General features: G+C 70.1%; 1 protein-coding gene. It reads left to right on the top strand.

The features are described from left to right. Nucleotides 1-1,296, top strand: a 1,296-nt coding sequence (lysX, locus tag MOQ72_RS44105) for a bifunctional lysylphosphatidylglycerol synthetase/lysine--tRNA ligase LysX (RefSeq protein ID WP_242192032.1), incomplete at both ends; no start/stop codon positions are given.

Here is a 1,296-nt window from a genome sequence, read left to right as displayed (position 1 = left end):
AGGACTGGTGAGCGCACCTCGGTGGCCGGGCGCGTGGTGCTGCTGCGCGATCACGGCGGGGTGTGTTTCGCGACGCTGCGGGACTTCTCCGGCGACTTGCAGGTGATGCTCACGGTCAAGGACTCCGGTCGGGAGGTGCAGCAGACCTGGCGGCAGTGGGTGGACATCGGCGATCAGGTGTCGGTGTCCGGCGAGGTGGTCACGTCGCGGCGCGGTGAGGTGTCGGTGCTGGCGACCGACTGGATGCTGGCGGCGAAGTGCCTGCGTCCGCTGCCGGACAAGCACCGCGGCCTGATCGATCCCGACGCCCGCGCCCGGCAGCGGCACGTCGACCTGATCACGCATCCGGACTCCCGCGCACGGCTGAGGGCTCGCGGCGCTGCGGTGCACGCGCTGCGGGAAACCCTGGTGCGATCGGATTTCCTGGAGGTCGAGACACCGATCCTGCAGCCGGTGCACGGCGGCGCCAACGCCCGCCCGTTCACCACGCACAGCAACGCCTATGACATGCGGCTGTATCTGCGGATCGCCCCGGAGTTGTACCTCAAGCGGCTTTGCGTGGGCGGTGTGGAGCGGTTGTTCGAGATCGGCCGCAACTTCCGCAACGAAGGCGTGTCGCACAAGCACAATCCGGAGTTCACCATGCTGGAGGCGTACCAGGCCTTTGGCGACTACATCACGATGCGCGAGCTGTGCCGCGATCTGGTGCAGGCTGCCGCGATCGCCGCGAACGGGGCACCCACGGCGATCGGCCCGGACGGCGAGTTTGACCTCGGCGGCGACTGGCCGGTCGTGCCGGTCAACGACGCGGTGTCGGCGGCGCTGGGCGTGGAGGTCACCGCCGACACCGAGCTGCCGCGTCTGCGGCGACTCTGCGCCGCCGCGTCGGTGCCCTACCAGGAGCACTGGGATCGCGGTGCGGTGCTGCTGGAGATGTACGAGCGGCTGGTGGAATCGCGCACCACAACGCCCACCTTCTACACCGACTTCCCGGCCGAGGTCTCGCCGCTGACCCGCCCGCACCGGTCCGACCCCAGACTGGCGGAACGCTGGGACCTGGTCGCCTTCGGCACCGAGCTGGGCACCGGCTATTCCGAACTCATCGACCCCGTCGAGCAGCGCCGACGGCTGACCGAGCAGTCCCTGCTCGCCGCCAGCGGCGACCCGGAGGCGATGGAACTCGACGAGGACTTCCTCGCCGCGCTGGAGCACGCGATGCCGCCCACCGGCGGGCTGGGCCTCGGCGTGGACCGCCTGATCATGCTGCTGACCGGCGGCTCGATCCGGGAGTCGCTG

The organism is Saccharopolyspora soli, assembly GCF_022678645.1.
Classification (GTDB): Bacteria; Actinomycetota; Actinomycetes; order Mycobacteriales; family Pseudonocardiaceae; genus Saccharopolyspora; species Saccharopolyspora soli.
The sequence above is the reverse complement of the archived record's forward strand: the minus strand, read 5'-3'. Positions and strand labels throughout refer to the sequence as shown.